21 protein-coding genes and 1 riboswitch are annotated in these 24,140 nt (G+C 46.8%); of the genes, 15 read left to right on the top strand and 6 right to left on the bottom strand.

Annotated features, from left to right (window positions below):
* Nucleotides 1–401: 401 nt before the first annotated feature.
* From purE to ACWQAU_RS09685, 12 genes are all read left to right on the top strand, one after another.
* Nucleotides 402–884 carry a 5-(carboxyamino)imidazole ribonucleotide mutase gene (gene purE / locus ACWQAU_RS09740; protein WP_003645861.1) on the top strand — a complete coding sequence of 161 codons (483 nt, stop codon included), beginning with the start codon at nt 402–404 and terminating at the stop codon, nt 882–884.
* Complete coding sequence (purK, locus tag ACWQAU_RS09735; protein WP_024521791.1) at nt 868–1,998, top strand: 5-(carboxyamino)imidazole ribonucleotide synthase; 1,131 nt, start codon at nt 868–870, stop codon at nt 1,996–1,998. The genes purE and purK overlap by 17 nt, the downstream gene beginning before the upstream one ends.
* A gap of 2 nt (nt 1,999–2,000) precedes the next feature.
* A complete protein-coding gene (gene purC, locus ACWQAU_RS09730) occupies nt 2,001–2,732 on the top strand; it encodes a phosphoribosylaminoimidazolesuccinocarboxamide synthase (RefSeq protein ID WP_021356104.1) in 732 nt (243 codons plus the stop codon).
* 1 nt (nt 2,733) lies between these two features.
* Nucleotides 2,734–2,988, top strand: coding sequence for a phosphoribosylformylglycinamidine synthase subunit PurS (gene purS, locus ACWQAU_RS09725; RefSeq protein WP_003642588.1), 255 nt, complete (start codon nt 2,734–2,736; stop codon nt 2,986–2,988).
* Nucleotides 2,988–3,668: a phosphoribosylformylglycinamidine synthase subunit PurQ gene (gene purQ / locus ACWQAU_RS09720; protein ID WP_011101895.1), complete on the top strand. Its 681-nt coding sequence runs from the start codon at nt 2,988–2,990 to the stop codon at nt 3,666–3,668. The genes purS and purQ overlap by 1 nt, the downstream gene beginning before the upstream one ends.
* The gene (gene purL, locus ACWQAU_RS09715) at nt 3,661–5,880 is read left to right on the top strand and encodes a phosphoribosylformylglycinamidine synthase subunit PurL (protein ID WP_021356102.1); all 2,220 of its coding nucleotides are present in this window, start codon (nt 3,661–3,663) and stop codon (nt 5,878–5,880) included. Before purQ ends, purL begins: the two co-directional genes overlap by 8 nt.
* Nucleotides 5,865–7,319, top strand: coding sequence for an amidophosphoribosyltransferase (gene purF / locus ACWQAU_RS09710; protein WP_027821844.1), 1,455 nt, complete (start codon nt 5,865–5,867; stop codon nt 7,317–7,319). The genes purL and purF overlap by 16 nt, the downstream gene beginning before the upstream one ends.
* Entirely contained in the window at nt 7,316–8,341 is a 1,026-nt protein-coding gene (purM, locus tag ACWQAU_RS09705; protein ID WP_027821845.1) for a phosphoribosylformylglycinamidine cyclo-ligase, read from the top strand. The genes purF and purM overlap by 4 nt, the downstream gene beginning before the upstream one ends.
* Nucleotides 8,334–8,912 carry a phosphoribosylglycinamide formyltransferase gene (gene purN, locus ACWQAU_RS09700; protein WP_003645867.1) on the top strand — a complete coding sequence of 193 codons (579 nt, stop codon included), beginning with the start codon at nt 8,334–8,336 and terminating at the stop codon, nt 8,910–8,912. The genes purM and purN overlap by 8 nt, the downstream gene beginning before the upstream one ends.
* 1 nt (nt 8,913) lies before the next feature.
* Nucleotides 8,914–10,446 (top strand): bifunctional phosphoribosylaminoimidazolecarboxamide formyltransferase/IMP cyclohydrolase, encoded by a 1,533-nt coding sequence (gene purH / locus ACWQAU_RS09695; RefSeq protein ID WP_027821846.1) that lies wholly within the window; start codon nt 8,914–8,916, stop codon nt 10,444–10,446.
* Nucleotides 10,447–10,465: 19 nt separating this feature from the next.
* Nucleotides 10,466–11,707 carry a phosphoribosylamine--glycine ligase gene (purD, locus tag ACWQAU_RS09690; protein WP_003644724.1) on the top strand — a complete coding sequence of 414 codons (1,242 nt, stop codon included), beginning with the start codon at nt 10,466–10,468 and terminating at the stop codon, nt 11,705–11,707.
* Nucleotides 11,708–11,885: 178 nt separating this feature from the next.
* Nucleotides 11,886–12,554, top strand: a complete 669-nt coding sequence (locus ACWQAU_RS09685) for a uroporphyrinogen decarboxylase/cobalamine-independent methonine synthase family protein (RefSeq protein WP_027821847.1) — start codon at nt 11,886–11,888, stop codon at nt 12,552–12,554.
* A 178-nt stretch (nt 12,555–12,732) separates the two neighbouring features.
* Here ACWQAU_RS09685 and ACWQAU_RS09680 read toward each other — a convergent pair whose 3' ends face one another.
* From ACWQAU_RS09680 to ACWQAU_RS09670, 3 genes are read right to left on the bottom strand one after another with little or no spacing between them, the layout of a single operon-like run.
* Nucleotides 12,733–14,061 (bottom strand): glycosyltransferase family 2 protein, encoded by a 1,329-nt coding sequence (locus ACWQAU_RS09680; RefSeq protein ID WP_027821848.1) that lies wholly within the window; start codon nt 14,059–14,061, stop codon nt 12,733–12,735.
* A gap of 12 nt (nt 14,062–14,073) precedes the next feature.
* Nucleotides 14,074–14,592 carry a hypothetical protein gene (locus ACWQAU_RS09675; protein WP_015380728.1) on the bottom strand — a complete coding sequence of 173 codons (519 nt, stop codon included), beginning with the start codon at nt 14,590–14,592 and terminating at the stop codon, nt 14,074–14,076.
* Nucleotides 14,585–15,409: an EAL domain-containing protein gene (locus tag ACWQAU_RS09670; protein ID WP_003642599.1), complete on the bottom strand. Its 825-nt coding sequence runs from the start codon at nt 15,407–15,409 to the stop codon at nt 14,585–14,587. The genes ACWQAU_RS09675 and ACWQAU_RS09670 overlap by 8 nt, the downstream gene beginning before the upstream one ends.
* A gap of 310 nt (nt 15,410–15,719) precedes the next feature.
* On the opposite strand from ACWQAU_RS09670, the gene ACWQAU_RS09665 reads away from it, so the two are divergent.
* The gene (locus ACWQAU_RS09665; protein WP_003644723.1) at nt 15,720–16,622 is read left to right on the top strand and encodes an NmrA family NAD(P)-binding protein; all 903 of its coding nucleotides are present in this window, start codon (nt 15,720–15,722) and stop codon (nt 16,620–16,622) included.
* A 97-nt stretch (nt 16,623–16,719) separates the two neighbouring features.
* Here ACWQAU_RS09665 and ACWQAU_RS09660 read toward each other — a convergent pair whose 3' ends face one another.
* The 3 genes from ACWQAU_RS09660 to ACWQAU_RS09650 all read right to left on the bottom strand — a co-directional run bounded on the left by ACWQAU_RS09660 (nt 16,720) and on the right by ACWQAU_RS09650 (nt 21,562).
* On the bottom strand, nt 16,720–18,027 hold the full coding sequence (locus ACWQAU_RS09660) for an NCS2 family permease (protein WP_003644722.1): 1,308 nt from the start codon (nt 18,025–18,027) through the stop codon (nt 16,720–16,722).
* Between the two features lie 345 nt (nt 18,028–18,372).
* Nucleotides 18,373–19,713: a nucleobase:cation symporter-2 family protein gene (locus tag ACWQAU_RS09655; RefSeq protein WP_003645874.1), complete on the bottom strand. Its 1,341-nt coding sequence runs from the start codon at nt 19,711–19,713 to the stop codon at nt 18,373–18,375.
* A gap of 59 nt (nt 19,714–19,772) precedes the next feature.
* Nucleotides 19,773–19,871: riboswitch (purine riboswitch) on the bottom strand.
* Nucleotides 19,872–19,972: 101 nt separating this feature from the next.
* Nucleotides 19,973–21,562, bottom strand: coding sequence for a PucR family transcriptional regulator (locus tag ACWQAU_RS09650; RefSeq protein ID WP_003645875.1), 1,590 nt, complete (start codon nt 21,560–21,562; stop codon nt 19,973–19,975).
* A gap of 951 nt (nt 21,563–22,513) precedes the next feature.
* Here ACWQAU_RS09650 and pyrR point away from each other — a divergent pair.
* Nucleotides 22,514–23,056 carry a bifunctional pyr operon transcriptional regulator/uracil phosphoribosyltransferase PyrR gene (gene pyrR, locus ACWQAU_RS09645; RefSeq protein ID WP_003639428.1) on the top strand — a complete coding sequence of 181 codons (543 nt, stop codon included), beginning with the start codon at nt 22,514–22,516 and terminating at the stop codon, nt 23,054–23,056.
* Between the two features lie 146 nt (nt 23,057–23,202).
* On the top strand, nt 23,203–24,138 hold the full coding sequence (locus ACWQAU_RS09640) for an aspartate carbamoyltransferase catalytic subunit (RefSeq protein ID WP_027821849.1): 936 nt from the start codon (nt 23,203–23,205) through the stop codon (nt 24,136–24,138).
* Nucleotides 24,139–24,140 lie beyond the last annotated feature (2 nt).

Raw genomic sequence — 24,140 nt, 5'->3', positions numbered from 1 at the left:
AAACATGCTTAGTTGCTCGTCCTACGCCGATTCCCAGTCATTGCTGTTAATTGTTGGCGCGCACCGACAAAAGTTAATGGCCCGTTTCAACGGATAGTTGTTGATAATGGTAGCAGTAAGTTTGTTATGGTGAAATTTAGATGATGACGGATTGTTCGGAAATTTCAATATTAATAATATTATCAAAATAGTCGCTTGAAATCAGTTGATAACTTTTTCCAGACACCGGAAACCTGCAAACAGTGAGGTAATTCGTACATGTTGAGGTAGCATTAATCTAATTATCAATTTCATTAACACGAACATTAAAACGTTAATTAATAGATAAAGTTAAGAAATTCGTTGACAGCGTCCCGCCTGATTGCTAAACTAATGGTGAAAACAGGGAAAGAGGGATCATGATGGCGAAAGTTGGTTTGATTATGGGGTCAATTTCTGATTGGCCAACCATGCAATTAGCGGCAGAACAGTTAACGGCACTGGGAGTCTCTTATGAGCGTCACGTTATTTCGGCCCACCGAATGCCCCAGACATTACAATCCTATGGTGAAGAAGCAGCGTCACGGGGAATTCAAGTTATTATTGCGGGTGCGGGGGGCGCTGCCCATTTACCCGGGATGCTAGCTGCCAATACACTACTCCCGGTAATTGGGGTGCCCATTAAGACCCATACGTTGAACGGAGTTGATTCGTTATTGTCAATCGTACAGATGCCAGCTGGCGTACCCGTGGCGACGATGGCGATTGGTGATGCGGGGGCTAAGAATGGTGCGCTAATGGCCGCCCAAATTATCGGTTTACGGGAACCACAAGTACAACATGCAATTGGAGAATTTCGTGCTCGTCAACGTCAGGAGGCTGAACAAAGTGAACGCCAATTTTAAGGAAGCACTCTTACCACCCGCAACGATCGGAATCGTTGGTGGCGGTCAACTCGGTCAGATGATGACGCTTAGCGCGAAGGCGATGGGCTATCGGGTAGGTGTCCTTGACCCGACACCCAAAGCACCGGCAGCCCAGGTCGCAGATTTTCAGATTGTTGCGGCTTATGATGATCAGGCGGCTTTACTTGATCTAGCGCGCCGTAGTGATGTCTTGACCTACGAGTTTGAAAACGTTGATGAGAATGCTTTGATTGCTGCGCAAGCCTATGCAAAGTTACCGCAGGGCACTGCACTCCTGCATATTACTGGAGATCGTCTTAATGAGAAGCAATTTCTTCATGATCATGGCATCCCAGTCACATCTTTCGCACCGGTGGCGGATTTACAGTCATTAAATTACGCCCTCAACCGTGTTGGTACGCCGGCAATTCTCAAAACGGCGGCAGGTGGCTACGATGGTCACGGACAAACGGATCTAGACACAGCAGTGGTGACAAAAGCCGCTAGTGCCTTATTGACACAGCCGTGCATTCTAGAGGCGCGGCAGAAATTTCGAACAGAAGTTTCCATGATGGTGACGCGTAGTGCTGCTGGTGTTGTTACGACTTTTCCGTTAGTTGAAAATCAGCATCAACATCATATCTTACACACAACGATTGCCCCAGCTAATGTTCAGCCCAGTGTTCATAGTGCGGCCCGCAAAATTGCGGTTTCGATTGCTGAATCCCTGAAACTACGCGGCGTGCTAGGAATCGAATTCTTTGTTTTACCGGATGATACTTTATTAGTCAATGAACTGGCACCACGCCCACATAATTCTGGTCACTATACGATTGAGGCCTGCAACATCTCGCAGTTTGAGGCCCATATTCGAAGTATCTGTGGCTTACCGATTCCGGCCATTACGCAGACCAGTCCGGCAGTGATGCGTAATCTGCTAGGTGATGACTTAACAGTGGCACGTCAACAGTTGGTTGAACACCCAGAATGGCATTTTCACGACTACGGTAAGGCGGCCATTAAGCCCCAGCGCAAGATGGGTCATGTCACCGTATTAAATCACGATATTGACGCAGCATTAGCGTCGGTGGCAAATTTGAAAGGGGAACAATAATAATGACGGCAGCGATTGAGAAACAAGCTTTGCTTTACACGGGTAAAGCGAAAGCGATGTATGCCACTAATGATCCTGAAATTCTATGGGTCGAATACTTAGATCAAGCAACAGCGCTAAATGGTAAGCGGAAGGTTCCCATTGACCAGAAAGGCCGATTGAATAATCGCATCGCGAGTTTGATTTTCAAAGACTTAGCCAATCACGGCATTGCCAACCATTTTATTGAGCAACCTTCAGACTATGTGCAACTTGTCCGTCGCGTGACCATGATTCCCTTGGAGACAGTTGTTCGGAATGCGGCTTCGGGTAGTTTTGAGCGTAAATTTGCCGTGCCACACTTAACCAAATTTGCAGAACCAGTACTGGAATTTTTCTATAAGAGTGATCAGCTGGATGATCCATTTATCAATGATTCACAAATCCACGCGCTAAATGTTGCAACACCGGCAATCGTGGCGGAAATTAAACGGCAGGCCTTACAGGTTAACCAGCGTTTGATGGCAATTTTTGCGGCGATGGGGGTACAGCTCGTTGATTTTAAAATCGAATTTGGGTTGACGACCACCGGTAAAGTCTTGCTGGCTGATGAAATCTCACCAGATAGTTGTCGGTTAGTCGACCTAAAGACCGGTGCATCGCTTGATAAGGATGTCTTCCGCAAGGATCTAGGCGACTTGACTAGTGTTTATCAGGAAGTATTGACGCGGCTAGCAACCGTTGAGGAGGCCTAACATGTACTTAGTTAAAATCTATGTGACTTATAAGCAATCAATTCTAGACCCCAAGGGTGAGGCGATTCATGATGCCTTACACCGACTTGGATATACGAATGTCGATGCCGTTGAATTAGGTAAGTATTTTGAGGTGAAAATTCACGCGGATGATCGGCCAGTTGCCGCTGAAATCGACGAGATGTGTGATCGCTTGTTAGCCAACGTTAATATGGAAACTTATCGTTACGAAATTACTGAGATGGAGGCTTTGTAATGATGAAATTTGCCGTACCAGTCTTTCCTGGTTCTAATTGTGATCATGACATGGTGAATGCCTTGCGCGATATTTTACACGTTACGGCTGATTTGATTCCGGCGACAGCGACCTCATTAGCAGGTTATGACGCGGTGGTGTTACCTGGTGGCTTTTCGTACGGTGATTATTTACGGAGTGGTGCGATTGCCCGCTTTGCGCCCATCATGCCGGCCGTTATTGCATTTGCTAACGCTGGTAAACCAGTCATCGGAATCTGCAATGGCTTTCAAGTCTTGACCGAAGCCGGATTATTACCTGGTGCATTGCAGGCCAATCGCTCAGCGAAGTTTATTTGTCAGGACAGCCCATTACGAATTGCCAATCATGAGACGATTTTTACCACCGCATACGGATCGACAGATCAAATTAGTTTACCGATTGCCCACGGCGAAGGCAATTATTATTGTGATGAGGCCACCTTGGCGCAATTACGTGCTAATCATCAAATCATCTTCGAATACGTCGAGAATCCAAATGGCAGCACGGCTAATATTGCTGGCATTACAAATGAAGCGGGAAATGTGCTTGGGATGATGCCCCATCCGGAACGGGCCGTGGAGATGATCTTAGGTTCCACGGACGGTCTCGGAATTTTTCAATCGGTCATTGCGAGTCAAGAGGAGGTCACCCATGCTTAAAAAGCAACCATTATCACCTACAGATGTTCGCGATTCTAAGGTCTATCGGGATTGGGGCTTAACCGATGCTGAGTATCAATTATTAACGGATAAGGTCCTTCAACGCTTACCTAACGAGACTGAAACCGGGTTGTTTTCCGGCATGTGGAGCGAACATTGCTCCTACAAGAATTCAAAACCAGTCTTGAAAAAATTTTGGACGCAGGGTGAACAGGTACTTGAAGGGCCTGGTGAAGGCGCCGGTATTATCGACATCGGTGATGGTCAGGCCGTGGTCTTTAAAGCTGAAAGTCATAATCATCCGTCTGCAGTTGAACCTTATGAGGGTGCGGCAACGGGTGTGGGTGGTATCATTCGGGACATCTTTTCGATGGGGGCCCGGCCGATTGCGCTGCTGGACAGTCTTCGCTTTGGGGAACCGACTGATGCTCATACGAAATACTTGATTTCGCAAGTAGTCGCCGGCATTGGCGGTTATGGCAACTGTATTGGAATTCCGACAATCGGTGGTGATACGGTATTTGATGCGAGTTATCAGAAGAACCCGTTGGTGAACGCCATGTGTGTTGGAATCTTGGATCAAGCTGATATTCAGAAGGGCCAAGCAACAGGAATTGGCAACGCCGTTATTTATGTCGGCGCAAAAACGGGGCGTGACGGCATTAACGGTGCGTCCTTCGCCTCTGCTGAATTTAATGACGCCAATGAAACCCAGCGTTCCGCGGTTCAAGTTGGTGATCCCTTTATGGAAAAATTATTGATGGAGGCGTGTCTCGAGGTTATTCATGATCATCGTGATGTTTTAATCGGGATTCAAGATATGGGCGCGGCGGGCCTAGTTTCCTCCTCAGCCGAAATGGCGTCCAAAGCAGGCAGTGGGTTGTCACTGAATCTTGACTTGGTACCACAACGTGAAACTGGCATGACGCCGTTTGAACTGATGCTCTCTGAATCACAGGAGCGGATGTTACTATGTGTCAAAGCTGGTGCCGAAGCAGAAATTTATCAAGTCTTTGAAAAGTACGGTCTTGATGCTGTCACAATTGGTAAAGTGACAGCCGGCCACCAGTATCAATTATTCCATCATGGTAAGTTAGTTGCAGATGTTCCCGTCGATGCACTTGCGACCAAAGCGCCGGTCTATGAACGCGAAAAGAAACGACCAACGCGCTTGAACCATCAGAGCCATCATCAATTTATGCCACGACTAGTTGATGCAACTGGCACATTGAAGAAGATGCTCCAACAGCCAACGATTGCTTCCAAAGCGTCGTTATATGGAACGTATGACTCGCAGGTCCAAACGAATACGGTCGTCAAGCCGGGTTCCGATGCGGGGGTCATACGGATTCGACATACGGATAAGGCGTTGGCGGTCACCACCGATGTTAACGGGCGATACTTATACTTAAACCCCCGTGTCGGTGGAGAAATCGCCGTTGCGGAAGCTGCTCGAAACATTGTCGCTTCCGGTGGGCAACCTTTAGGCATCACTGATTGCTTGAACTATGGTAATCCAGAGAAACCTGAACAATTTTACGATTTGGACGAATCGGCGATGGGCATCGCTCGTGCCTGCCAATTATTCAATACGCCCGTGATTTCTGGCAATGTCTCGTTGAACAATGAATCGAACGGGGAAGCCATCTATCCCACCCCAATGATTGGGATGGTCGGGTTAATTAAGCATCAGAAAGATATTACGACTAGCGATTTTAAACACGCTGGCGATGCAGTCTACGTGTTAGGTACCACAGAAGCCGATTTCAATGGTAGTGAGCTGCAAAAGATGTTGACGGGAACAATCAGTGGCGAGCTGTTTGATTTTGACCTTGTGACTGAAAATCGTAATCAGCGTCTATTGTTAACTGCGATTCAAAAAGGACTAGTTGCTAGTGCCCACGACGTTTCTGAAGGTGGCTTGATTACGACGATTGCCGAATCATGTTTTCCACAAAATATCGGGGTGGAACTGGCCAGTGACTTGCCCGCTGCCAACTTCTTTGCGGAAACGCAGTCACGATTTGTTATCTCGGTGACACCAGCACAGCAAGCCGCGTTTGAAAGTTTAATGGAACCATATGTGACCTATTTAGGACGAACAACTGCAACGGATCGGCTACACGTTCAAACTGCTGATCAGGCGTTTGATATTAAGGTTAGTTTCGCCAAACAGTTGTGGGAAGGGGCCTTACCATGCCTACTGAAGTAAGAAGTCTGAATGAAGAATGTGGCGTCTTTGGGGTTTGGGGCTCGCCGGACGCCGCCCAATTAACGTACTTTGGGCTCCATGCGTTACAACACCGGGGGCAAGAAGGAGCCGGTATCACGGCGAATGATCACGGCAAACTGCAGACGGAACACGGACTAGGGTTGTTGGCTGATGTCTTTCGGGACCCACGGCGGTTGGCACGTTTGACGGGTCAAGCTGCAGTCGGCCATGTACGTTATGCCACGGCTGGTAATCATGGATTGGAAAACATTCAACCCTTGAGTTTTAATTTTAGCGACTCACAGTTTGCACTCGCACATAACGGCAATTTGACGAACGCGGTGACACTGCGGCGACGGTTGGAACAGCATGGTGCCATTTTTCATGCTAGTTCTGATAGTGAGATTTTAATGCATCTGATTCGACGCAGCCCCGCAGCAACGTTAACGGAACAGGTTAAGGATGCTTTACGTCAAGTCCACGGAGGCTTTGCTTACTTACTACTAACGAATGATTGTTTGATTGCCGCTTTGGATCCTAACGGGTTACGACCATTAGTCGTCGGTCAGTTACCCACGGGCGGGTACGTCGTTTGTAGTGAAACTTGCGCGCTTGATACGATTGGTGCGACGTTTGTTCAAGATGTTCAGCCGGGAGAATTGTTAACGATCGATGATCATGGTTTGACGATCGACCATTATACGACTGATACACAGTTGGCGATTTGTTCAATGGAGTTTATCTACTTTGCACGTCCAGATTCTGATATTCACGGCGTCAACGTCCATTCTGCACGTAAACGAATGGGTGCTCAGCTCGCTGTTGAACAGCCCGTGGACGCCGACATTGTTGTCGGGGTACCCAATTCATCTTTATCAGCGGCGACCGGCTATGCGGAAGCGAGTGGCCTGCCTTACGAGATGGGATTAATTAAAAATCAATATTCGTCACGGACCTTTATTCAGCCGACCCAAGCATTGCGAGAACAGGGGGTTCGGATGAAGCTTTCAGCGGTCAAAGGTGTTGTCGCTGGTAAACGAGTCGTCTTAATCGATGATTCGATTGTACGTGGTACCACCAGTCGGCGGATCGTCAAATTATTGAAAGATGCGGGTGCAAAGTCAGTTCATTTACGAATTGCATCGCCACCATTACGCTATCCATGTTTTTACGGTATCGATATTCAATCGACTAATGAATTGATTGCGGCTCAGCAAACGATTCGGGAGATGTGTCAGACGTTTGGTGCGGACTCACTTGGTTTTCTCAGTGAACAGGGCGTCGTTGATGCAGTTGGCTTGTCGACCACCGAACCGTATGGTGGACTATGCATGGCCTATTTTAATGGGGATTATCCAACGGCCCTGTATGATTACCAAGCCGAGTATGATGCGGAAATTGCGCAATTACAAGCCAATCATGAAGGGGTGATCAAGTGAGCGATGCGTATAAGCGGGCTGGCGTTGATATCAACGCTGGTTACGACGTCTTAAAGACGGTCAAACAAATGAGTGGCAATCAGCAATTAGGCGCGTTTGGGGGGGCGTTTCCACTTAGTTCGGATGCAACTGCCAACGATCCCGTGTTAGTAGCGGGGACGGATGGTGTGGGGACTAAGCTCTTAGTCGCAATCGCTGCTGATCAACATACCACGATTGGAATTGACTTGGTCGCAATGTGTGTGAATGATATTTTGGCACAAGGCGCGACCCCCCAGTTCTTTTTAGATTACTTAGGTCTTGGACATACGGATCAGAAGCGGGTCAAAGCCATTTTGACTGGCGTCGTCACGGGCTGTCAGCAGGCCCATACAGCGTTGATTGGTGGCGAGACTGCGGAGATGCCCGATATGTATGGTCAGGACCATTACGACCTCGCTGGTTTTGCGGTCGGAATTGCGAACCGCGCGGACCTGTTATCACCGGCAAATGTTCGGGCTGGGGACGTCTTGATTGGGTTGCCGTCTAATGGCCTCCACTCGAATGGGTTTAGTCTAGTTCGTGATATTTTATTCAAACAACACGACTACCAATTGACCACGGTTTTTGACGAACTTGGTCATGATTTACAAACGGAACTTTTACGACCAACGACCATTTACGTTGATGCAGTTCAACCATTATTACAGCAGAAATTAGTGACGAGTATCGCCCACATTACCGGGGGCGGCTTGATTGAGAACGTCGCCAGAGCGTTACCGGCGGGCTTGAGTGCGCACCTTGAATTGGGTCAATGGCCGGCACCGCCGATTATGACGTTATTGGCCGAACTCGGTGGGCTGACTGCTATGGATCTTCGGTCGACCTTTAACTTGGGCTTGGGAATGGTTCTGATCGTTCACTCCGACCAAGTGGCAGCTGTGACGGCTAATTTGACGGCCAACGCTCAGTCCTATTATCGAGTTGGAACAGTCCAAACTGGTACGACACCCGTTGTTTTTGAGGAGGCTGAGCATGCCTAATAAAATTGCAGTATTTGCTTCGGGTAACGGCACCAACTTTGTTGCACTCCACCAAGCGATTATTGAACGACAATTACCGGTAGTGATTGGGTTACTTGTGTGTGATCAGCCGACAGCGCCGGTAATTGACAAGGCCCGGGCAGCTAACGTACCGATATTAATTGTTGATTTTCATGATTATGCGAATAAAGCGGCCGCGGAAGCAATCATTTTGACGGCCTTGCAAGCACGGCAAATTGAACTGGTATTATTGGCCGGGTACATGCGCATTATTGGTCCGACCCTCTTGAATGCGTATGCTCATAAAATCATCAATATTCACCCAGCATTGTTACCAAAGTTTCCTGGTCGTCACGGCATCGAGGATGCTTTTGCCGCTGGTGTGACTGAGACGGGCGTTACCATTCACTATATCGATGCCGGAATCGATACCGGGCAAATTATTGCCCAGCGGGTCGTTCCGGTTGCACCAGACGATACGCTAGCCAGCCTGGCGACCCGGATTCATGATTGTGAACACCAATTTTATCCAGATGTATTACAGACACTCATTAATGAAGGAGCAATTTAAGATGACAAAACGTGCGTTGTTAAGTGTTTCTGATAAGCAGGGATTAACTGATTTTGCGAAGGGCCTCGTTGCCCTTGACTATGAATTGATTTCAACGGGTGGGACCAAAAAGGCATTGGAAGCAGCTGATATTCCAGTCATCGGAATCGAAGAAGTGACCGGTTTTCCTGAAATGCTTGACGGTCGGGTCAAAACGCTCCATCCTAAGGTTCACGCCGGACTATTAGCACGACGTGACCTGCCAGCGCACATGGCGCAACTAAAAGAAGCTGGTATTCAACCGATTGACATGGTCGTGGTTAACTTGTACCCATTCAAAGCGACCATTCAACAACCAGACGTCACACAAGCTGAAGCTATTGAACAAATCGATATTGGTGGTCCGTCGATGCTGCGTTCCGCAGCTAAGAACTTTGCCGCGGTACTGCCAATTGTTGATCCTGCTGATTATGAGCAGATTCTGGCTGATTTGCAGACGGACGCGGTCACACCGGCACTCCGTCAACGGTTAGCGGCCAAAGTTTTTCAACATACTGCGGCCTATGATGCCTTGATTGCCCAATATTTAACGACTGAAGAATTTCCAGAAAAGTTGACCCTTACTTATGATAAGAAGCAGGCCCTGCGTTATGGTGAGAACAGCCATCAAAAGGCTGCCTTTTACGAAAATGCCTTACCGACGCACTTCTCGATTACGGGTGCCAAGCAAATTCATGGGAAAGAGCTTTCTTACAATAACATCAAGGATGCGGATGCCGCCTTGCGGATGGTCAGTGAATATCAACAGCCGGCCGTAGTTGCAATGAAGCACATGAATCCGTGTGGGGTTGGCTTGGGTACGACGATTGAAGCTGCTTGGGATAAAGCCTATGAAGCCGATTCGATTTCAATCTTTGGGGGAATCATTGCCTTAAATCGACCAGTCGATCTCGCAACGGCTGAGAAGATGCACGCACTCTTCTTGGAAATTATTATTGCCCCGAGTTTTGATGACGATGCCTTTGCTATTTTGGCCAAGAAGAAGAATCTGCGCTTGATGACGGTTGACTTTGAGCAAACGCACACGGCCGATAAGTTTGAAACGATTTCAGTCGGTGGGGGCTTACTACGTCAGGAGGTCGACGCGGCCTTCGAAACGCCAGCTGATTTTACCGTAGTCACCGCAACCCAACCGACACCTGCGCAGCTAAAAGCACTCGCTTTCGGCCAACAAGTTGTGAAGCACGTTAAGAGCAATGCGGTCGTTGTAACCACCGCAGATCGGACATTGGGAATCGGTTCTGGTCAGATGAATCGAATCGATTCAACTAAGATTGCCATCGGTAAGGCGATGCAACAAGCTGGCTACGAAAATGCTATCCTAGCTTCGGATGCGTTCTTCCCAATGGATGATTGCGTCGAATATGCTGCGCAGCACGGCATTCGTGCAATCGTGCAACCAGGTGGTAGTATTCGTGATAAGGATTCGATTGCCATGGCCGACCGTTATGGTATTGCGATGGTCACCACTGGTGTTCGACACTTCCGGCATTAATGAAAGGATGGGTGCGTGCATGGCAAACGTATTAGTAGTTGGTGGTGGTGGTCGCGAACATGCCATTGCCAAGGCAATGATGGCAAGTCCGCAAGTCAGTACCGTCTATTGTGCACCCGGTAATCCAGGCATGATCCGGGATGGTATTCGGACACTAGCGATTGACGAAATGGACTTTGCAGGGTTGGTCAACTTTGCACGGGCCAATACGGTTACCCTGACCTTCGTCGGACCCGAAGTACCGCTAGCCGCAGGCATTGTTGATTACTTTCAAGCAGCTGGCCTGGCTATCTTTGGCCCCAACCAAGCTGCGGCACAGTTGGAAAGTTCTAAGGTATTTGCGAAGGCCTTCATGAGTCGCCATCACATTCCGACGGCCGACTACCGGCAATTTCATGAATTGGATTCGGCACTAGCTTATAGTCATGAACAAGCGGTGCCACAAGTTATCAAAGTCGATGGGCTGGCAGCTGGTAAAGGGGTGACGGTTGCGACGAGTTATGAACAAGCCGCGGCAGCGATTAAGACGGCCTTTAAAACTAGTTCGACGGTCTTGATCGAGGACTACGTTGCTGGCTTTGAGTTTTCCCAAATGGTTTTGGTTGGTGGTGAGCACTATGCGTTATTACCGACCGCCCAAGATCATAAACGGTTACAGGACCATGACCGGGGACCGAACACGGGTGGCATGGGGGCCTATTCACCAGTACCGCAAATCACGCCCGCGGTTATCGATCAAACGATTGCGACAATTATTGAACCGACGATTGCAGGTCTCAAAGCCGATGGGTTAAGCTTTGAAGGGGTTATCTATGTTGGGGGAATCCTGACTGCGACCGGTGTTCAAGTTATTGAATATAATTTGCGACTGGGTGATCCTGAAACGCAGATCTTATTACCACAACTACAGAGTGATTTTTATCAAGTCATCGTCGACTTACTGCAACATCGGCAACCACACGCGCAGTGGCAAACGACGGCAACTTATCTTGGCGTCGTACTAGCTGCTCCCGGTTATCCGGGACCAACTGAAGCCGGTGTACCGGTTCCGACGGTTGCTGGTGCGGATTATGCTAGCGTTGCGGGTACCCCGGATCAATTGGTCAGTGCGGGTGGCCGGGTGATGATGGTTACCGCAAGTGCCCCGAGCTTGGTCGCAGCACAGCGGGCTGTTTATCAACAAATCGACCAACTCAGAGTCGGTGATCTAGTGTACCGAACTGATATTGGCGTTAAGGGGATGACAGCGTCCCACGATTAGCGCTTGACATTCGGTGAGCACCATTCTATGCTGGAAACATTACTTAAATTCGTCATAAAAGAATAATGGTTGGTGTTGGCAGTTAAAGGCTGACCCAAACGTTGAAATCGTCCTTTTTAAGCAGTAGGGGACGATTTTTATATTGGCAGAATGCAATTAATTTGGAGGCTAAACGGGCATGGAATTTGGCACATTGATGATGATGGTTAGGCACCGTGTACATGGTTGGCAAATGGCAATGCGGTCTCAAAAAGGGTTGCATCGGGGCACAACAACGCTGAATATTAATGCGGCGGGACTTAAACGGATGGAGGACGTTGCTTTTATGCATCATATTCGGAAACCGGTTGATAAGCCGCATAATCTAAATTGGTGGCACTTTAACTTTTTCTGGGGGCTACAAGGCATCACCCAATCCGGGATAGGTTCGGTACCGGCGCTCGCGTTGACCGGTAAAATCAGTGGCTTCAACCATCCTGCCGTTGCGCATTTTGAATTCATGCGCAATCAAATCAGTGGTGGAACTGTGGATAAACAAATCTTGCCCGCTCCCGAGCTGTGCTTGGCAGAACTCAAACGGCCCGATAATGCGCGCGCACTTAATCGAGTCTATCAATCAGATACGGAAATGGTGCATGACTTGGCCGCAGCCTACCACCAGATCATGAGTGACTTGTATCGAGTTGGTGCGCGGACGATTCAGCTGAATCGCCAGGGCCTCGGCAGTCAGCAAGGGCGATCAATTACTGAACTTGGCACACAGGTAAGTCGTGAGGCCGTTCGTGATTTACCTGCCGATCTCTGCGTTCAGTGGCACGTGACACATGGGACCTGTTACTCAGCGTAGTCTGGGCAGCTCCATTTGCATAGCTAAGAAAACGATCAAAAGGGATTAATATTAAAACGTGCACTTACCTGAGTCAGTTATCACTCAGGTAAGTGCACGTTTTTAGTTGGGCTGGTTGCAAGTTCTCGCACCAGTAGACCCGTTATCGATTATTGAAAGCGTTAATAGCGACACCGTTTTACTTTTTACCCTGCAATGACTGTCGCTTCGGGCTGACCCACGTTCCGGAGCCAAAGCCCAGAATGGTTTTGAGTGCAGGAATAAACGTTGCAACGACGGTGATAGGATTGATCATCCAGTAAAATAACATGTAGAGTGGGGCGAAGAACCAGTACTTTAGTTTCGCACCATGATGGTCCAACAGGAGTGCCGCTAACAGTTGCATGAACCCGGCCAATAGTTCAAAACTAACAAAGACAAATGACAACATCAAGCCGTGGTAGACTCGTTCAAAATTGCCGGTTATCAGGAAGGAACCCATCAGAATCAAAAACATCAAGGAAGTGATGACGAAGAAAAAGGACCAGATGATTGACAACGTCGAATCGACGAACATTGATAGTTGATAGCGATGAACGATTGGGTGGAAAATGAATTTCTTAATGTTCGTTAACCACACTTCCGTGCCACCCTGTGCCCAACGTTTGCGTTGATGATAAAGGTCTCGGATTGTGGTGGGGACGTTCATATGGAAGACGATGTTAGGGGCAAACCGCGGGACGGCGCCCACCATTTGGTGATCCCAGGCAATACTGATATCTTCCGTCGCGCGATTTTGTCGAAAGCCACCAACGTCAATTAGAAATTGTTTGCGGTAGAGGGTATTTGCCCCGCTATACGCGTACATAGAGTCGTTGATGGAAGTTTGACTCCGCTTGATAACACCGACGATACTAGAGAATTCAACGGTTTGAGATTTACCTAAAAGCGACGTTCGATTTTGAACATCCATATTGGCGGTGACGGCGGATGTATTCATATCGCGGTCATGGATGAAGAAATTCATATACTTTATCAGGGCGTCCTTTTCTGGAATCGTATCAGCGTCGTTGCTGAGAATATACTCACCCTGGGCAAAGTACATGCCAATATTGAAGGCGTGGGCTTTGCCCTTGTTTTTCTCAATTTCAACGGTTCGTAGCCGTGGATAGACGGACTGCAACCGTTGAATAATGGCGGCCGTCTTGTCGGTCGAACCATCGTTCATGACTAGGACCTCGTAGTTCGTATAATTGAGCTGGGTAAATAAGTATGTGATGGTTTCTTCAATCATGACTTCTTCGTTGTGCGCCGGGATCATGATGGTAATCATTGGTTGCTGTTCAGCCGGAATGTACTGCCAGTCATCATCACGCTTATTGGTCTTGATAAAGCGGTAGGATAGCGCGCCGGCGAACCAGAAAAAAGAGCCAACGATGGGGTAGAGGCATAAAATCAGGAGTGCGATGTTGATTACCGATTTAAATAAGGTTGCGGCGAATATGTGGTCAATAAAAATATTTGTCATGGCGCCCCCTGGTTAATCGTTAATATCGTCTAAATTATTTTGTTGATAAAGTTGCTGAATCTGATTAGTATCGAGATTTTGTTCTGGCTTGACCCGGTAGTGGCGGGTATGTTCACGAAATTCGGCATTGCCGAAACGGTCCGCCATGAACTGAGCGAGCAGTTGCTGCCGTTTTTTCTGATTAATGGGATTAAAGGTTGGCCACTGTTCAACGACACGTTCACGCTTACGATTCTGTATAATGGTCATGGTCACTGCAAAAAGGGATGCGAGTGCAAAGCAAAAGGCCAGTAAGATACCGATGAACTTAAATTCGAAAAGACCTTCATGGTAGTGCCAGAAACGCGGAATGTGTGGATTATAACTTGACCAAATGGAAAGGACTGTCACGGTGATGGGCACAATCACTGCGAGCCAACCCACGATACCAACGATCGTTTGGCGAATCTTGAGTCCCCAATGGCCAGTGTCAAAGTACGCATCAGAGTATAGTTGTTGCCGATTAACATCATCAGTGGTTGGTTTAGGCATCGTGGTTCTCCTTTGTGGTTGATTGCTGGGGATTGATTGGATGGCCGAATAAGTAGCCTTGGCGAATGCTGATTTGCAGTTGCTCGGCGAGCTGTTCATCGGCCTCATTTTCGATTCCCATTAGAATTAGATCAATATTGTTTTCCTTAGAGAGCTGATTCCAGAATTGGAGGTTCAGGTCCAGCCAGACGGATGGGTCTTCCTTGCGAAATGAGCGCATTGAGCATTTGAGCGTGTCGATATCTTTTAAAAGCCACTGAATGTTTTTAAGATTGGCTAGACTTGCACCGACGTTATCGATTCCAAACTGCATGCCGTAACCGCGGGCTTCACGAATTCGCCGCCGAAATAGGCGTTTATTGATACGACGTGGTTGGTATTGAGGTGTGTACTCAATTGCCAAGTGCATCGGTTCGATGTTCGCAATTGCCCAGCGAACAAAATAACGGAATTCGGGACTGATGATTTGTTCGTATTCTAAATTGATTGATAACGTAATCGCTTCATCAGGTAGCGCCTTAAAGGTATCTTCAAGCAGGAAGATCACCCGCTGAAGTGGAAGTGAGTCAAGTTGTGGTGGTAATGACCACGAACCATCAGTATTTTGTTGACGCAGGAGACATTCATAGCCGGTAGTGCGGCCACGAAAATCGACTTGTTTTTGAATAAAGTAGCGTAGATTAAAATCATCATTTTCAAGGTAATTGTTGGAACGTTTGCGGGAGTACCAATAATAAGTACCAATCGTCAGGATGAAGATGACCGCAATTGAGCCTGTCAACCACAGTAATCCTATTTCTAATTGTGCTAGACTCATCTAATATAATCTCCGTAAGAAAAACTTATGGTAACAGGAAAGACGACTAACCGTCGTAGTTGACAGTGTCAAACATTTTGACATTATAGGCCTAATTTTGCACAGTTTCAACAAAAATTATCTCTTGATAAATAGAAATGATTTTTGATTAACGTTAATCAGTCCTGTCTTATGAACGAATCACGCAACCGCACATCAACACTGTTTAGCCAACTAAACCACCAGTGATTGACGGGGTTTTAGTGGTCGCTTATAATCGATAATGACTTTGACGGATAATTTAATAAGTATAGAAGAGGGTTATCATAAAATGAAAATTGTTTTAACGGGTTCAATCGGTCGTATTAACCAGACCTTGGTACCTAAGCTGACCCATGCTGGTCATGAAGTGACGGTCATCAGTCATCAAGCAACTCGCAGTAGTTTGATAAAGGTTTTTCGCGCAACCCCTGCCATTGGTCGACTTGATGACGAAGCGTTTTTGACCAAGACGTTCATGGGCGCTGACGTGGTATACCTCATGGTAACTGGTATAGCGGCGAGTGATGATCTTTATACCGCTGCCAAACGACAAGCGGACATCTATGCCGCCGCGATCAAGGCAGCCGGCGTAAAACGAGTGGTGAATCTGAGTAGCGTGGGGGCCGACTTGGGACCAGAAGTCGGTGCACTTTACATGTATCATATTATCGAACAAACGTTAACAACCGCTTTACCAGACGTGGACTTAACGTTTATCCGCCCAACGGCAATGTACTATAATTTACTGAGCAGTGTGCCAACCGTTAAAAAGAGTCATCGAATCTACACAAATGCCAATTTGGCTGTTAAGAACGTGTGGGTTGCGCCGGTCGACGTTACAACTGTACTGATTAAGGCGCTGACCGAACCGACACCGGGGCAAACGGTGACATATGTTGCGAGTGATGAGAAAACTTATTTGGAAGTTGCTTCCGCACTGTCACAGGCTCTTAAAATGCCGGATTTGCGCGTTTCACAAGTGCCTGATGAGGTCATGCAAGATCATTTAGTGACTGCCGGAACCCCGGTCGCATTTGCACGGGAATATGTTAAAACGGTCGCTTACCAGCGTGACCACGATTTTTACGCGGATTATCGAGCACATCAACCTCGATTAGGCGATGTTAAACTTGCTGACTTTGCCCAAGTCTACGCTGAAGATTACCATAATCAACAAGTTCTTAAACACTAGTAGGCGTTAGATGCAGCCGTGCCTACTAAAAAACACCCCTGAGTTAAAGACTCAGGGGTGTTTTAGACTGCCATCATTGCTTAGCGAACCATCAGTTCTAAGCGACAAATGCAAAGTAGAGAATGAAGACGACCATCATCGTCCACATGAGGGCGTTTACTTCACGCCAACGGCCTTTGACCGTCATGGTGATTGGGTAGAAGATAAAGCCAACGGCCAAACCTTCTGAGATACTGTAAGTTAGTAGCATCATAATCATGGTGAAAAAGGCTGGGACGGCGATTTCAAACTTGGTCCAATCAATATATTGAACGTTTGATAACATTAAAATACCAACGATAATCAGGGCTGAAGCGGTCACCGCGGACGTAATCACCGTCAAAATTGGAGAGAAAAAGGCGGCGATGGCAAACAAGAGGGCAACGAAGACGGAAGATAACCCAGTACGGGCCCCCACGGCAACGCCGGAAGTCGATTCAACATAAGCCGTTGTCGGTGACGTGCCAAAGACTGCTCCTAAAGTTGTGGCGAGTGCACCACTAAAGAGCGCTTTACCAACGCCTTTGACTTCGCCGGATTCTTTGTCCACCATGCCGGCTTCGGTTGCCACCCCAACCAAGGTTCCCGACGTATCGAAAAGGCCAATGATGAAGAACGTCAGGATGACAATGATCATTTGAAACGAATTAATATTACCAAGGTGTGTCACGGCTTGACCAAAAATCGGTTGAACGCTCGGAACCCCACTGATAATCCCAGTTGGTAGGGGAATAATCCCGAAGATCATTCCGACTGCGGCGGTGATGAACATGCCCCAGAAAATACCACCAGTTACATTAGCGGTGACTAGCATGATGCCGACGATAATCCCGAAAATCGCCAACAAAACGGTGGGACTGTGCAAGTTACCCAGGGCGACCGCGTTGGACTTATTCGCAACGATAATCCCAGAGGTTTGTAGTCCTGAAAAAGCAATGAACAAGCCAATTCCGGCAGATACGGCGTATTTTAGCGCACTTGGAATCAAGTTGATCAGTTTATCGCGTAACTTGGAGAGCGTTAGTAGGATGAAAAGAATTCCGGCAACAAAGACTCCCGCCAAAGCGGTTTGCCAAGGAATGTGCCATTCCTGGACAACTGTATAAGTAAAGAAGGCATTCAGCCCCATCCCCGGTGCTAATGCTACGGGAAAGTTGGCAACTAGCCCCATCAAGAGACAACCAACGATGGCCGCTAAAATCGTTGCGGTGAAGACGGCGGTCTTACTCATACCAGTACTTCCCAATAGTTCGGGATTTACGGCTAAAATATATGACATGGCTAAAAAGGTCGTCAGACCACCAATCAACTCGCGGCGGACTGAAGTGCGGTTTTCACGCAAATGAAATAATTGTTCTAGAATAATGACCCACTCCTAAAATTAATAAAAAACTAACAATTCAACAATTGTCTAGTATAACATACTGATTTTTAGGGTAACAGGGGATTAATCAGTTTATTGCCTCACGATGGCTTGTTTTTGGAATGGACCAGGTTTAGATGACTCTTCGGCAGCATGGGCAAGTTTTATGCCAAGTCGAAAGAAAGTTACTTTAAAAAAAGTCTTCATCGGTACGACGCTTGACATTCAGCAAAAAATGGCAGTATAAAGCAATCAATAGAATGAGAGCGGCTATTAAGTAGCAGAACAAAAAAAACAGCGGTTCACTGCCAGATTAGGACTGTGAACCGCTGCTTTTAAGCGTCATAATTAAGGTTGTTCTGTTTCATTGAGACCGACTGATTCATCATCAACCGTGTTTTCGGCTGCGTGGCGGTTGAAGAGTAAGTTAAGGCCAACTGCGGCTACACTACCAACGACCACCCCGTTGCTCAACATGATTTGAAGTGCACCAGGTAAGAATTGGAAGATATTGGTTTGCACCGTGACGCCCAAACCAAGACCAATCGAAACGGCTGCCACGAGTAAATTATTGTTATTGCGGAAATCGACTTGAGCTAACATTCGAATCCCTTGAATGCCAACGATCCCGAACATGACGACCATGGCGCCACCAAGTACTGGGTCGGGGATAATCGTCGCTAGCGCACCAATCTTAGGCAGTAGGCCCAATACAACTAAGAACGCAGCGGAAAAGTAAATTGGCTTTCGCGTCTTGACACCAGATAATTGAACGACGCCGACATTTTCAGAAAACGTTGAATAGGGGAAGGTACTGAACAAGCCACCGAGGATGACGGCAATTCCTTCTGCCCGGTAACCACGTTTTAAATCGTCGCCTTCAATTTTACGACCGGTAATGTCGCCAAGGGCAAAGAAGACCCCGGTCGATTCAACCATCGTTGTTAAGGAGACGAGGATCATGGTCAAAATGGATGACCATTCAAAGTGCGGGGTCCCAAAGTAAAAGAGGGTCGGTAAATGGAACCAGCTAGCTTCAGCGACGGGTTTTAAAGAAACCATCCCCATTGCCCCGGCAATCAAAGTCCCAACTAAAATACCAATCAGAATCGAAACGGATTTCATGAAGCCACGTGCAAACACGCTAATTAATAAAATAATTGCGATGGTGAGAAAACCAATGCCAAGTGCTTGCAAGTTACCGAAATCCTTGGCACTGGTGTCGCCGCCACCAAGATTTTGGAAGGCGACCGGAATCAGCGTGAATCCAATAATCGTGATTAGCGATCCCGTAACGACTGGTGGAAAGAGGTTCTTGATCTTTGAAAATAAGCCGGCAATCAGAAAAATAAAAATACCAGCACCAATGATTGAGCCATACATGGTCCCCAGCCCATATGTTTTACCGATTTGAATCAACGGATTGACGGCTTGAACGGCACAGCCAAGCACGACGGGAAGCCCGATTCCTGTTAGTGGTGTACGTTTTAATTGTAGGAACGTTGCGATCCCACACATGAAAATGTCGATTGAGACTAGGTAAGTTAATTGTTCTTGGCTGAAATGCAAGGCCGCGCCAATCAATAATGGCACGAGCACATCACCCGAATACATAGCTAACAGATGTTGAAACCCTAAAATGGCCGCCTTAACATTGGTAATTTTAGGTGCTGCGGATACTTCCTTCAAATCAATCTTCCTCTCTCGATTAAGCTGATTTGCCTATAAAAAAAGTCACCCCGGCAAACGGGATGACCTCGTTTGCTTATAGTCCAACCTTTACGGGGTTGGGTAGAAACTCGTCAACCATATCATGACATTATATAGGCAATTACCACTTATTTGAATGAGACTTATTCTAGCACAGATGAAAACCGAATACAAATGTAGCCGAATAAATTAATGTTCGTGAAAACGATATTTTTTTGGAAGATGAAAATGAAAGCGTTCACTTTTGTGATTGTTGATTATGCCAAAGTAGCACTGCCATTTCTAGTGTTTGGGTCTGTTCAGGATCGTCCAAGTTCAACGTTAGCATTTTTTCGATCTTTTTAAGGCGGTAAATCACCGTATTGCGGTGAATATCTAGGTGGCCGGCCACTTCGGCAATGTTTTGATGGTAATAAAAATAGCCATACAGGGTCGTGAGTAGATTAAGTTGTTCATTCGCACTGACACCACTGACGAGTCCACCTAAGACCCGTTCGACAAACGATCGCGCTTCATTTTGTGGAATCAGTGAAATTAGTTCCTTGACGTACTTGGGCCGATAGATCGTGACTGCGTGGGGACTGTTTTTGCTGAGTGCCAAGGCTTCTGCCGCTTCATTATAGGTTGTTGCGAGTTCGGTTAGTGGTAGAGTCGAATAACTGTAACCAGCAATCAAACGCGCCTGTCTGTCCAACTTTGGCTGAATAAATTGAACGAGGGCGGTCAGGAAGTGCTGGGCATTTTGCTGGTCATTGATTAATAAGACCAATTGCTGCTTTAATGAAAAAACAATGACGGATGCTTGGTATTCTTTAATAAACCACAGTGTCAGTTGCTGAACCTGTTCCAAGAGATGGTTACTTAAGAGGGCCTGGTGATTAGTCGTGACTAAAATGGTGGCGCAGTGGAACTTCGTACTCGGATCAATATTGCGGGCTTTCAGAGTCTTATTCACGAGGTCGTTTGAAATACCGCCATCCATTACGTTTAAGTAGAAACCACTTTGGTTGCGGAATGCGGATTCGTTTAACATGTCCACCCGACCATTGACGAAACTCAAGGTGTTTAAGACGACTTGCGTCAGCATCTGATCAGTTGAGTTGGCCGGGTCCAAGTCGACGACGCCTACAAAGGCCTTATTTTCCTTATAAGCCGAAAATAGTGGCATGATGGTCAGGTCATTTGCTTGGTAAGGGAGAATGACGCGGGTATTGAGGTTGAAATAGTCGATATCGGTTTGATTGCGTAAAAAATCAGTCAAGGTATTGCGGGTCATCGGTAAATCTTGGGAAGCACTGACCACCCGAAAATGACTATCCATTAAGAAGAGAGGATGATGAATTAGCTCGCTACATTTATTCAAGACCGTGGTGTTCGTTGGGTCTTTGAGCAACAAATCCGCTAGTGTTTGGTTTGCCTTGACGATGCGACTGAGCTCATTAGTTTGTGACTTTAAGATGATGCTCAGCATTTTGCGCATGGTTTCAGAAATCAACTCATCACCGGGCGTAATAATGATTGGAAAAGCGAGTTCGTTCGCTAATTCAATCACTTTTTTTGGTAAATGGTCAACGTAACGATGATCCTTAAATCCGAGACCAGCACAGTTGGCATTGTGCATCGCCTTGATCAAAGTTAGTGGGTCGGTGGTTGTATTGACGAAGGGATAGCCGTTCGTAATCAAAAACTGACCATTAGCAAGGTAGTCAGCAATGTCAGGTGACTCGATCATTCCGATATTACTAATTTCGCGTTTGAGACCGCGTTCACCCGCAATTACCCGCATATGTTGCATTGATGGTGTTTGTAATAGTGTTTGTAAACGCATGGTAAGTCCCCCTAAAATTAGTTATCTTTAACAAGTAGTATACCGATAATTTGGCAGTTTGACTATAATTAAATGAAAAATAGATTAAAAACAAATGAAGTGCCGAACCAGTGTTATGGGTTAAGGAATTTAAGTGTTGGAAAGGTTTATCCTCATTTGAGCGCAGGAGTAGCCGGCGCAGGACTGCTGAAGAAAGTTTTGTTTAGTGTAAATTCACCTGGTTAGGGCGTTGGATGCCGATATACAGAAACGGGATTCGCTCGGGTTGAGACTTCCAGCTAGCTAAGTGAAAGTTCACCCCTCAACGTCGCCGTTGAGATAATCTTCAGTTTCAACCCGTCTGAACTTCACCGGCTTCCAGTGCTGAGTATTGTCAGCAACGCCTTCCAGTCGAGGTGATGTTCAAGTGACGGGTGGACTTAACTTTTGCTGAGTTTGTTGTTGCTCATAAAGGGGAGATTTCGCATATAATGATATTTTGATAGACCATTTGTTGCTAAATTAGCACGTTAAGATTAAAACAGTCATTAAAGTGAATTGATGGTCCCCCAGCTTTAATTGAAGTTCTAATATCAACGGATTCAACGACCAATGGTACTAATATTAGGCGACCGCTCATCATTTATTCTTAGAGGCCGGAATAAGACGATTACGTGTCACGATTGGAAATCTATTGAACTCGCCAGGTTTCTCAATGATGCTTGTCAACATAAAGGGCAAATGGCCAAAGTCGTCAGATAATTAACGCGACTTAAGTTGATTAGTCCTTGACAGTTGTGGTGGAGTTCGTTACACTTAGTCCAATTAAACAAGCACCTTTAACTTAGTCCTGTGAGGCTAACAAGGGGAACGGTCATGTAGGGTCTCCCACGCTTTTCGCAGGAAAACAGGGTGACTCTTTTTTTACCCCGTGGATTAAGGTGAAATTACAGAAATGGAGCTGACAAACTAATGGCACGAGAAGTCGTTGATGCAATGACCATGCGCCGCGCGCTGACGCGGATCACTTATGAGATTATTGAGCAGAATAAGGGTGTTGGTAACCTGGTATTTATCGGTATCAAGACTCGTGGGATTTTTTTGGCCCAACGGTTAGCGCAACGATTGAAACAGTTGGAAGGCGTTGACGTGCCAGTTGGTTCGTTAGATATCACGTTATATCGGGATGATCATCATGCGGTTGATGTTGCCGGTCAAGCGAAGCTAAATGGTGCTGATATTCCGGTTGATATCAATGGCAAACACGTTATCTTGGTCGATGATGTCTTATTTACAGGCCGGACAGTTCGGGCTGCGCTAGATGCCTTGATGGACCATGGACGTCCCGCAAAGATTTCGTTAGCGGTCTTAGTCGATCGTGGACATCGTGAATTACCGATCCGGCCTGATTTTATTGGTAAAAATATTCCAACGGCCTTGGATGAACAAGTCAGTGTCGCCCTTGAAGAACACGACGGACATGATGGAATTAGTATTGAAAAATTAGAAGAATGATTTAATTGAATAAAACCATTTAATTGTTTCCAGAGAGGAACGAAACGGTTTGGTCATGCGTGACCACTTAATCGGAGTCTAGCCTCTTTGCAAACATTTTTGCGGAAGCTAGACTTTTTTTATATACAAAGGAGACGGCAATAGCCATGAAAACGAGTCAAAACCTAGTTAGTGTTGAACAATTTAGTAATCAGGACGTGATGGCCTACTTGAAGTTGGCCCAAGCTTTCAAGAATGGGAAAACGGTACAACTGTCACAGCCAACGTTTGCGATGAACTTATTTTTTGAGAATAGCACCCGCACACATACAAGTTTTGAGATGGCCGAACGACGATTAGGATTACAGGTGATTCCGTTTGACCCAAAGACTAGTTCCGTGACTAAGGGCGAAAGCTTGCTGGATACTTTGAAAACGATTGAAGCCATTGGCGTCAACTTGGCAGTGGTTCGGCATCCACGCGATCGTTATTATCAACCACTTCTCGACGCCGGGTTTGACATGAGTTTGATCAATGCTGGTGATGGTAGTGGGCAACATCCGTCACAATCGTTGTTGGATATGCTAACTATTTATGAAGAATTTGGTCATTTTGATGGTTTAAAGATAGCTATTGTGGGTGACTTGGCCCATTCACGTGTGGCCCGTTCCAATATGGCGTTACTGACGCAACTAGGAGCCCAGGTTTACTTTGGCGGCCCCAAAGAATGGTATGGCCGTGACTTTGAAGCATACGGCGAATATCAGACGATGGACCAGTTAGTCGCAACGATGGACGTCATGATGTTATTACGTGTCCAACACGAACGATTATCGCAAGTGAACAATCAGACCTTCGATGCGTCTGCCTACCATCAACAGTATGGTTTAACAGCTGGACGCGCCGCACGAATGCCCAAGCATGCGATTATCATGCATCCGGCCCCCGTTAATCGAGGTGTTGAGCTAGCGAGTGACTTAGTTGAAGCGCCGCAATCACGAATTTTTCAGCAGATGACGAATGGTGTTTATATTCGGATGGCAATGGTGGCGAGCGTCCTCGCTCATCAAGGATTAATTTCAGCAACTCAAGTGGAGGTTTAACG

Source organism: Lactiplantibacillus sp. 3062 (assembly GCF_055413545.1).
The sequence above is the reverse complement of the archived record's forward strand: the minus strand, read 5'-3'. Positions and strand labels throughout refer to the sequence as shown.